This window comes from Corynebacterium marquesiae (assembly GCF_030229635.1).
GTDB classification, from domain to species: Bacteria; Actinomycetota; Actinomycetes; order Mycobacteriales; family Mycobacteriaceae; genus Corynebacterium; species Corynebacterium marquesiae.
The window spans coordinates 268,927-278,345 of the sequence record NZ_JASPII010000001.1 but is presented as its reverse complement, the minus strand read 5'-3'; the positions used below and the strand labels follow the sequence as shown (position 1 = coordinate 278,345).

At 62.7% G+C, this 9,419-nt stretch carries 7 protein-coding genes and 1 tRNA gene; 5 read left to right on the top strand and 3 right to left on the bottom strand.

Annotated elements, in window-relative coordinates; translation table 11 throughout:
- Nucleotide 1: 1 nt before the first annotated feature.
- Nucleotides 2–985 (bottom strand): selenide, water dikinase SelD, encoded by a 984-nt coding sequence (gene selD, locus QP971_RS01280; RefSeq protein ID WP_284810622.1) that lies wholly within the window; start codon nt 983–985, stop codon nt 2–4.
- A gap of 170 nt (nt 986–1,155) precedes the next feature.
- Between selD and QP971_RS01275 the strand changes: the two genes are divergently transcribed.
- The 3 genes from QP971_RS01275 to selB all read left to right on the top strand — a co-directional run bounded on the left by QP971_RS01275 (nt 1,156) and on the right by selB (nt 4,365).
- Nucleotides 1,156–1,250: transfer RNA gene (locus tag QP971_RS01275), tRNA-Sec, on the top strand.
- Between the two features lie 25 nt (nt 1,251–1,275).
- On the top strand, nt 1,276–2,592 hold the full coding sequence (gene selA, locus QP971_RS01270) for an L-seryl-tRNA(Sec) selenium transferase (protein WP_284810621.1): 1,317 nt from the start codon (nt 1,276–1,278) through the stop codon (nt 2,590–2,592).
- Nucleotides 2,593–4,365, top strand: coding sequence for a selenocysteine-specific translation elongation factor (selB, locus tag QP971_RS01265; protein ID WP_284810620.1), 1,773 nt, complete (start codon nt 2,593–2,595; stop codon nt 4,363–4,365).
- Nucleotides 4,366–4,392: 27 nt separating this feature from the next.
- Here selB and QP971_RS01260 read toward each other — a convergent pair whose 3' ends face one another.
- Complete coding sequence (locus QP971_RS01260; RefSeq protein ID WP_284810619.1) at nt 4,393–5,478, bottom strand: hypothetical protein; 1,086 nt, start codon at nt 5,476–5,478, stop codon at nt 4,393–4,395.
- A gap of 194 nt (nt 5,479–5,672) precedes the next feature.
- On the opposite strand from QP971_RS01260, the gene QP971_RS01255 reads away from it, so the two are divergent.
- Together QP971_RS01255 and zupT are read left to right on the top strand one after the other, a co-directional pair.
- Nucleotides 5,673–7,610 carry a BCCT family transporter gene (locus QP971_RS01255; RefSeq protein WP_284791804.1) on the top strand — a complete coding sequence of 646 codons (1,938 nt, stop codon included), beginning with the start codon at nt 5,673–5,675 and terminating at the stop codon, nt 7,608–7,610.
- Nucleotides 7,611–7,644: 34 nt separating this feature from the next.
- Nucleotides 7,645–8,442, top strand: a complete 798-nt coding sequence (gene zupT / locus QP971_RS01250; RefSeq protein ID WP_005323563.1) for a zinc transporter ZupT — start codon at nt 7,645–7,647, stop codon at nt 8,440–8,442.
- A gap of 28 nt (nt 8,443–8,470) precedes the next feature.
- On the opposite strand, the gene QP971_RS01245 is transcribed toward zupT, so the two are convergent.
- Nucleotides 8,471–9,418 carry a DUF808 domain-containing protein gene (locus QP971_RS01245; protein WP_284810618.1) on the bottom strand — a complete coding sequence of 316 codons (948 nt, stop codon included), beginning with the start codon at nt 9,416–9,418 and terminating at the stop codon, nt 8,471–8,473.
- Nucleotide 9,419 lies beyond the last annotated feature (1 nt).

Below are 9,419 nucleotides of genomic sequence, written 5' to 3'. Positions count from 1 at the left end.
CTTAAACCTTGATATAGGCATCGCCGGTGCGCTCGGTGGTATGGCCGATGACGGGGTAGCCGGGGACCTCGCCGATGAGGAGGAGACCGCCGGAAGTTTGGGCGTCGGCAAGCAGCACCAGCTCTTCCTCGTTCAAGGAGGTATCGAGGTGTGGGCGCACCCAGTCGAGATTGCGGCGGGAGCCACCGGGGATGAAGCCCTCCGCCAGCGCCTCCTTTGCGCCTTCGACGGTGGGCACGGCGGAAAAGTCGAGCTCCGCGGCGATGCCGGAGGCCCGGCACATCTTGTATAGGTGGCCGAGCAACCCGAAGCCGGTGACGTCCGTGGCAGCACGCACGCCCGCCTCCACCGCGGTGCGGGCGGCCTCACGGTTCAAGGTGGTCATGGAATCGACCGCGGCCTGGGAGACCTCGTCGGTAGCCTTGTGCTTGTTGTTGAGGATGCCCACGCCAATGGGCTTGGTTAGGGTGATGGGCAGGCCAGGTTCGGCGGCGTCATTGCGCATGAGCTTGTCGGGGGCGACGATACCGGTGGCGGCCATGCCGTACAGTGGCTCGGGCGCGGTGATGGAGTGCCCACCTGTGACGGAGATGCCGGCCTCGGTGGCTATATCCATGCCGCCGCGCAGGACCTCACGCAGCACATCCAGGCCCAGCTTTTCATTGGGCCAGCCCACCAGGTTAATGGCGGTAACCGGGGTGCCGCCCATGGCATAGACATCAGACAGCGCGTTGGCCGCAGCCACTCGCCCCCAATCGTAGGGGTCATTGAGCATGGGGGTGAAAAAGTCCGCGGTGGAAATTACCGCTAGACTGTCCTGGATTTTGACGGCCGCGGCATCATCGCCATCATCTAGGCCAACCAGCACGTTAGGGTCGGCCTTGCCTATCAGGCCCTCGACGGCAGACTCAAGTTGGCCAGCGGGAATCTTGCAGGCGCAACCGCCGCCTGCGGCGAAAGAGGTGAGTTTAATATCTTCGGTCATATCGCCATTTTACTCATCCCGAGGAACTATTTGGCTGCACAGCAACGTAGGGAACCTGTGTGTGGCGATAGGACATAGGGCGCCGAGGTTTCCACCTCGGAGCGGCATGGTGGATGTATTGCGTGACAGGTGTGCCGGCACCGGGGAATGCCCGTGTAAGGTGAGCACACGGAGGCGTACGTGTCCTGGTGGGCGCCCCGGTCTTCAAAACCGGTGAGGCCGAGTATCTCGGTCTGGCAGGTTCGATTCCTGTCCGTCTCCGCCACCCGCGCGCAAGGAGGAATGCCACAGTGCCCACGCCCACGCCTGCTGCCAGCCCGGACCCCCGCAGGAATATTCCCCGCATGGACGAGCTGCTCCAGCTGCCGGAAGTAGAATCCGCGCGACAGCGCCTAGCCGAGCACACCATCCGCGCGATAATCCAGGGCGCAGTCACCCAAGCGCGCCGCGGTCAGTTGCCGGTTAGCGATATACCCGCAGAAATTGCGCAGCGCCTAGAACAAAAGAATACGCATTCCCTGCACCCAGTCATTAACGCCACCGGCGTCCTCATTCATACGAACTTAGGGCGTGCCCCGCTTCCCAGCGCCGCGGTAGAGGCCCTGCACGCCGCTGCCTCCTATACAGATGTAGAAATGGACTTGGGCTCGGGCAAGCGATCCAGAAATCGCGGCGCCGGAGCCACGGCCGCGCTGCTCGCAGCCTGCCCCGGTGCAGAAGATGCCCTCGTGGTCAATAACGGCGCCAGCGCCTTGCTCCTGGCCACCGCTGCACTCGCCCCCGGCAAAGAGGTCATCATCTCGCGCGGCGAGCTCATCGAGATCGGAGCTGGCTTTCGCCTGCCCGAGCTCATCGAGTCCACGGCCACGCGCCTCAAAGAAATAGGGGCGACTAACCGCACGCACCTGGCCGATTATGAACGCGCTCTGGGAGAGAACACCGGCGCTATCTTGAAGGTGCATCCTTCCAATTTCCGCATCGAGGGGTTTACCTCCGCAGTCGGTGTAGAGGAACTGCACCGCCTAGCGGTGGAGCACGATACGCGACTCATCGTGGACTTGGGCTCCGGCCTGCTCACCCATGACCCGGCGCTGCCAGAAGAACCAGATATTCAGGCCCAGCTGCGCGCCGGCGCCGATATCGTCATAGCCTCCGGCGATAAGCTGCTTGGCGGTCCGCAGGCAGGAATCTTGCTCGGCACCAAGGACGCGATTGCCGCGGTGAAGAAGCACCCGCTGGCGCGTGCGGTGCGCATAGATAAGCTGCGCCTCAACGCGCTGGAGGCGGCCATTTCGACGCCCTCGAATGCGGTGCAGGATGCCCTCCACCTTGATCCCCAGACCCACCGCGAGCGCACGGAAGCCATCGCGCAGGCAGTCGGGGCAGAAGTGGTACCTCACGATGGCCGCGTGGGCGGTGGCGGGGCGCCGGAGTACCCGCTGCCCGGCTTCGCGGTGAGCCTGCCCGAGCCCTATGCGGACGCGCTGCGCCGCCAGGACCCGCCCGTAGTAGGTCGCGTGCATCAGGGCCGCTGCTTGGTGGATATTCGCTGCGTCCCTGCCGACCACGACGCCGCGGTTATTTCCGCTATTAAGGCGGTGGGCTAGGTGTACGTCGTCGCTACTGCCGGTCATGTGGACCACGGCAAGTCCACCCTGGTGCGGGCTCTTACGGAGATGGACCCGGACCGGTGGGAGGAAGAAAAGCGCCGCGGCCTTACCATTGATCTGGGGTTTGCCTGGACCACGCTGCCGTCTGGCGCGGATGTGGCTTTCGTAGATGTGCCCGGCCATGAAAAATTCCTAGGTAATATGCTCGCTGGCGTGGGCCCGGCCCCGGTCGTCCTCTTTGTTGTGGCGGCCGATGAGGGCTGGCAGGCCCAGTCCACCGACCACCGCGATGCCTTGCGCGCGCTGGGAGTAGAGCACGGCATTATTGCGCTAACTCGCAGCGACCGCGCCACCGTGGACCGCACCGCAGAAATCCGAACGCAGCTGGCCGGCGCCCCGCTTGCCGACGCCCCCATTATCCCCGTATCCGCCCCTACCGGCGACGGCATTGCGGCGCTGCGGCAGGCGCTCGATGAGGTCCTTGCCACTGTGCCCGCTCCCGATGCGCAGGCACCCGTGCGCCTGTGGGTGGACCGCGCCTTTAGCGTGAAGGGCGCGGGCACCGTGGTTACCGGAACGCTTGCGGCGGGCACCCTGCGCGTGGGCGATAGCCTTAAGGTGGCCACGGCTGGTGGGGAAAGGGCCGTGGAGATTCGTGGCCTGCACAGCGAAAATCGCGCGGAGGATTCACTCGGCCCCGTCACTCGTGCGGCCGTCAACCTGCGTGGGGTGGATGCCGCCGATATCCACCGCGGTGACGTGCTGCTTACCCCGGGTGCGTGGCGCCTAGTGGACCACCTCGATGTCCGCCGCACCTTTGGCGCGGAGCTCGACGGGCTGCCCGATAACCTCGTCGTGCACACCGGTACCGCCGGGGTGGAGGCTCACCTGCGTCCCTTGTCCGCCGATTTCGCGCGCATCAGCCTGGCACACCCGCTGCCGCTGCGGCTCCTTGATCGTTTCGTAGTGCGCAGTCCTGGCGGCCGGCACGTCGTCGCTGGGGTAGAGGCAGTAGATCTGCGGCCACCGGAGCTTAACCGGCGCGGTGCCGCCCGCCGCCGCGCAGAAGAGCTCAGTGCCCAAGAGTCATTTAGGGATCCTGCCTGCTATCTGCGTCGCGTCGGCTACGCTCGCTTAGATGACCTCGACCGCGATGGCTTCGATACTGCCGCGACGCCCGCAGGAATCATCGCTTTCCGCGACTGGTGGATTACGGCCTCCCAGGTAACTCGGTGGAAGCACGCGCTTACCGACGCCCTGCAAGCCCACACCGCCGCACATCCCCTAGCGCCGGGAATGCCGCGCAAAGCAGCCATGGACGCCCTTGGCCTGCAAGAAGAAGGCTTGCTGGGCCTAGCCATCGCCGCTGCGAAGGCGGAAAGCAGTGAGGGAGTGTTGCGCCTTCCCGGGCAGCGGGCGGACCTTGGCCCAGCGGAGCGCGGGGTTGCTGCCATCGAGGAAAGGCTTAAGGTAGAACCCTTTGCAGCCCCCGAAGTAGATGACCTAACGGAGCTGGGCATGGGCCCAAAGGAACTTGCCGCCGCCGAGCGCGCCGGGCGCCTCCTGCGCCTCAAGCAGGGAATCGTGCTCTTGCCCTCCGCACCGGAGGAAGCGCGCCGGCGGCTGGCCGAACTGGAGCAACCATTTACGCTTTCGGCAGCCCGTAAAGCGCTGGGCACCACGCGACGGGTAGCCATCCCGCTGCTGGAATACCTCGACGCCCAGCGGATTACTCGCCGCGGCGACGGGGGCCAACGCACATTGCGCTAGCGTGGCCTCTGTGGCCGAGCATCGCACCTATTTGCGGTGATTGCCCCCGCGGTGGTGAGACGTGTCGCGCGCCATGCGCCGGGCCCGCACGCGCGCGGATTCGGAGGAAAAGCGGCCCGGTTCTTCGGCTACCGGCAGCGCACGCCAGCTGAAATTCTGCTCTCCCGGGATGGAGGAGACCAACTCCGCCAGCTTGGCGCTGGCCTGCGGCTGTTGTGCTTGCTCATTGTGCTGCTGAGCTGGCGCATCTGGCTTAGCGGGTGCAGCCGGCTGGGCCTGTGGCCCTTTCGGACGGCGCGAGCCGGTGGGCAGGGCCGTCACGGCGGCTTCGCTGGAGAGCGTGTGCTCCCAGACCTCCGGCTGAGCCGGCGTGGTTGCGCGCGCAGCGGCGGGAATCGCAGGTTGTGGCGAGGGCACGCGCAGCGGTGGAACAGCGGGGGAGAAGAGCTCCGCGGTGGTGGCCTCATCGGCGGGGATATCGACGGCAAGCATGCCGTGGCTCGCGTAGGCGCGGGCAGAAAGCCCCGCCCCAGAACCGTTTGCCGCAGCGAATGCAGCGCGCAGTCCAGGGAGCGCGGCACTGTCGCCGAGGGGACCGAGAACCGTATCGTCGCAGGTCGCCACCGCAGTGCCGGCAAGGTCGTCCAGTGTGACGAAAAATTGCTGCGTGCCCATCTGCTCAAGCTGAGCGGGCGATAGGTCGCCGGCGGCGGCATCGATCAGCACGCCTCGTCCGCCGGAGAGCAGCGCGGTTCCTTGCGGTTGGTCATTGACCGGCACCATCCACGGCCACAGGCCCAGTGACACGGCAACCTCGACCTGGCCGTCAACTACCTCTACGGTGGCGATCGTCTGCGGTTGTGCAGAAGAGGCCTTCAATCGCTCCAAGGCGGGATACTCCGCCGCCTCGACCTCGTCCAGAAACCCTAAGAAGCCGAAGTCCGAGCGAACGCGCCAGCCGTTGGTGTAGGTATCGGGTTCTAGGGAGACGTCGACAAGCGCAGCGTGCTTCGCCACGCCGGGGATACTCAATGCGGTGCCCAGCACTGGGTGATCGAGGACCGCAACATGCTCCACGCCGAAGTAACTAGTCGCGAGCGGGTATAGCGCCATAGAAAGTCACTCCCAAGGTTAAAGGCCGGTAAACAATGCGTAGCTCATTTTACGCATATAGGGGATAGGGCTGGCGCCAGCTTTATATCCTGCGAGTTTCTATTAATGTGTAGACAGCTCTCTTAAAAGTGAAACCCGGAAAACAGAATAGGAGTAGAACCATCTCTTCTTCACCGTCTTCCTCATCCCGCCCTGTGCGTGGGGTGAATAATTCGGAGGAAAGCAAAAAGCGCACCCGCAACGCCAAGCGCATTCTCAAAGACATTATGTACCCGCATAATATCCACCCCGCGCTGGTACCGGGCGTTGCCATTGAGGACCAGAAGGTCAAGTATGGAGTAGACAAGCCGATCCTCTTTGTGGTCGGCGGACTGGTCGTCGCCTTCGTAATCTGGGGTGTGATTGCACCCGAGCAGGTCTTCGATGCTTCTTCGGCAGCGCTCGATTGGGTGATGCGTAACTTGGGCTGGATCTTTACCGCCCTAGCGACGTTCCTGATGTTTTTGCTCATCATCTTGGCCTTTTCAAAGTACGGCAAAATCCCTCTCGGGCTAGATGGGGAGAAGCCGGAATTTTCCACGGTGAGCTGGGCCGCGATGCTCTTTGGTGCCGGCATTGGCATCGGCATTATCTTCTTCGGCCCCTTCGAGCCGCTGAGCTACTACCTTTCGCCGCGCCCTGGTGCCTATGAGGCTGCGAGCGATGAAGCGGTGCTGGGCGCCATGGCGCAGGCAGCCATGCACTGGGGCTTTAATGCCTGGGCAATTTACGCCATCGTGGGCCTGTGCGTGGCCTACGTCTCCTTCCGCCGCGGCCGCGTGCCGCTGATGAGCTCCATCCTGATGCCGCTCTTTGGCAATCGCTCCTCTGATTCCCTGCCCGCGCGCATCATCGATGGCCTGGCCATTATTGCCACTCTCTTCGGCACCGCCGCCACGCTGGGCATCGGTGCGCTGCAGATCGGCCGCGGCGTGGAATTGGTTAGCGGCTGGTCTACCACCGGCAATGCCGCGGCGCTGGTAATCATCGTGGTACTGTCCATCGGAACGATCTTCTCGGCCGTCTCCGGCGTGGCCAAGGGCATTCGGTGGCTCTCCAATATCAACCTGGTGCTGGCCATGGCACTGGCCCTGTTCTTCTTCGTCGTGGGGCCGACCGCCTTCTTGGCCAATATGCTGCCGGCCGTGGTGATTGAATATCTCGATGAAATGCCGCAGATGCTCTCTGCCAACATGGGCGAGGGCGAAGACATGGTGGCCTTCCTGTCCTCTTGGACCACCTTCTACTGGGCGTGGTGGGTATCCTGGTCGCCATTCGTGGGCGTCTTCGTAGCCAAGATTTCGCGCGGGCGAACCATCCGCCAGTTCGTGCTCGGTGTGTTGCTTATTCCCTCCGCCATCATTGTTGCCGCTTTTACCATCCTGGGCGGTACCACCATTTGGCTGCAGCGCCGCGATGGCGATATCGCCCCAGATGGCACTATTGATTCCATGCCGGCGGCAGAAGACATCTTTTTCAAGGTCTTGGACCATTTCCCGGGAGCGGAGTGGATGGCGCCCATCGTCATCATCATGCTGGTGGTCTTCTTCATTACCACGGCTGACTCCGCGTCCATTGTGAATTCGCAGCTCACCCAGCGCGGCAACCCCAAGCCCAACCCGGCAGTAACGGTCTTTTGGGTGGTATGTATGGCTGGCATTGCCGTGGTCATTTTGCTTGCCGGTGGCCGTAATGCGCTGCAGGGCCTGCAGAACCTTATTACGGTGACGGCCCTGCCTTTCGCGGTCATCATCGTGCTCATGTGCATCGCGTTGGTGCGTGAGCTGCGCCATGATCCTGCCTCCATCCGTCATTTCTACGAGGACGAAGCGGTCTCTAATGCGATCGTGCGGGGCGTGCGCGATTATGGCGATAACTTTGCCCTGTCTATCGAGCCGACAGACGGCGACTACGCAACGGGCGCGCACTTTAACTCCACTGCAGCGGAGGTGACCGATTGGTACGCGCGCACGGACGAAGAGGGCCGCGCCGTGGGCTATGACTATGAGGCAGGCGAGTATGTGGACAACGATCCATCTATCAAGAATGGCGAGTTCATCTCTCCGGTACCGGAAGATAAGGAAGAAAATTAATACTTGACAATTATTGGCTGGTAGGGTGCCAGCTATGACTTTTAGTACCTTTGCCTTTGCCTTCGCCTTGGTGCTGCTGTCGGGTCTATCGACCTCGATTGGCGGCGCTTTGGCGGTGGGAAGGCGCGAGCCGGGGCCGGCTTTTATGGCCGCTGCACTGGGGCTTTCGGCCGGCGTGATGCTGTATGTCTCCTTTATGGAGATCCTGCCGGAAGGCATTGCGCAGCTTTCCGACGCCCTCGGCGAGGAAACCACCGGCACCTGGGCCGCCGTCGGGGCGTTCTTTGCTGGCATCGCCGTCATCGCCATCATTGACCGGCTCGTGCCGGAGGAGATTAACCCCCATGAGCCGGCCACCACGGCCGAAGAAGCCCGCCGCAAGAAGCTAATGAAAACCGGCGTATTTACCGCTTGCGCGCTGGGCCTGCACAATTTCCCCGAGGGGTTTGCCACCTTCCTTTCCGGCCTGGATTCTAAGGAAGTTGCGGTGCCGGTGGCGGTGGCCATCGCCATTCACAATATCCCGGAAGGCATTGCGGTGGCTGTTCCGCTGCGCGAGGCCACTGGCTCCCGCAAGAAGGCCTTTTGGTGGGCCACCTTGTCTGGCCTGGCCGAGCCGCTCGGCGCGCTCATCGGCTTCGGCCTTCTCTTGCCGGTTATTGGGCCGGCGACGATGGGCATTAGCTTCGCCGCCATCGCCGGTATTATGGTCTTCATCTCGCTGGATGAGCTATTACCCACTGCTGAGGAGACCGGCGAGCACCATCACGCTATCTACGGCTTGATTGCCGGCATGGCCGTGATGGCGGTTTCGCTGATGCTATTTATGTAGCCCGGCTATGCAGCCGGGCTACGGCGTTTTAAGCCTCCGCCGGCTGGGCGGAGGTGGCCGAGGTCTTGCCAAAGGAGGCCTTGACCGCCATCACGATGGTGGCAACGACTACGCCAAGCACCAGGCCGCAGACCATGGAGATACCGGTATCTGCCAGCCACGCCAGGGCACCGTTGGAAATATTTTCGGTCACGGAGGCAATGAACTCGTGTGGCTGATCCATACCGAATTCGTGCAGGCCCTTGACCACGATATGGCCGCCGACCCACAGCATAGCGGCGGTACCGATGACGCCGATGATATCGAGTACGATCGGCATGCCCTTGACCAGAGCGGTGCCGATGGTGGAGTTGCCATTGTGGCGCTTATTGAGGGCTAAGCCGATATCATCCATCTTGACCAAGAGGCCAACGGCGCCGTAGACACCCAGGGTCAGCATGATGCCGACGAAGATGAGGGCACCGAGGCGCATCCAGAATGGCTCGTTGATGACCTCATTCAAGGAAATGACCATGATCTCAGCAGACAAGATGAGGTCGGTGGTGATAGCAGACTTAACTAGGCTGTCCTCGGCCTCGGCGCCCTTTTCCTGGACTGACTCGGTCTCCTTTTCCCGGTGGGGGAGAACGTGGTGCAAGATCTTCTCCGCACCTTCAAAGCACAAGAAAGTACCGCCGCACATCAGGATGGGGGTGAGCGCCCACGGCGCAATCCAGGAGAGGATCATGGCGATGGGCAAGATGATAACGAGCTTATTGATGAGCGAGCCCTTGGTAATGCGCCAGATCATCGGCAGCTCGCGCTGCGGCTTAATTCCCTCCACGTATTGTGGGGTTACGGCAGCATCGTCGACTACCACACCTGCGGCCTTCACGGAGGTCTTACCCGCAAGGGCGGCCACATCGTCAACGCTAGAGGCAGCGGAGCGGGCGATCAGGGCGACGTCGTCAAGCAGGGCAAAAAGGCCACCGGCCATA

Coding starts and splice junctions, on each gene's coding strand:
- QP971_RS01245 (WP_284810618.1), bottom strand. CDS start 9,418: ATGGCCGGTGGCCTTTTTGCCCTGCTTGACGACGTCGCCCTGATCGCC.
- zupT (WP_005323563.1), top strand. CDS start 7,645: ATGACTTTTAGTACCTTTGCCTTTGCCTTCGCCTTGGTGCTGCTGTCG.
- selD (WP_284810622.1), bottom strand. CDS start 985: ATGACCGAAGATATTAAACTCACCTCTTTCGCCGCAGGCGGCGGTTGC.
- QP971_RS01260 (WP_284810619.1), bottom strand. CDS start 5,478: ATGGCGCTATACCCGCTCGCGACTAGTTACTTCGGCGTGGAGCATGTT.